Genomic DNA, 232 nt, shown 5'->3' on the forward strand with positions numbered 1-232 from the left:
GATGGTGGCGGCATTGATAACCTCGGCGTGAGTGTGAGCTATACACCACTGGCGACCAATATGGTTCAGGCCTTGATTGAATCGGGTAAAGAGTTTGTCCTGTTTATGGAAGGCCTCAACGATGCACAGGATGGCAAGCCGTTTAACATCCGGGTTCATCGGGTGAAGTTTTCGCCTGTCCAGAACCTCGATTTTATCTCGGACGACTTTGCCGCTATTGCGCTCGAACTCG

General features: G+C 51.3%; 1 protein-coding gene. It reads left to right on the forward strand.

The window, feature by feature from the left end:
* Positions 1-232: hypothetical protein (locus AK963_RS34760; RefSeq protein ID WP_202970004.1), on the forward strand; the 232-nt coding region annotated here is incomplete at both ends.

It is taken from the genome of Endozoicomonas atrinae, assembly GCF_001647025.1.
Lineage (GTDB): Bacteria > Pseudomonadota > Gammaproteobacteria > Pseudomonadales > Endozoicomonadaceae > Endozoicomonas > Endozoicomonas atrinae.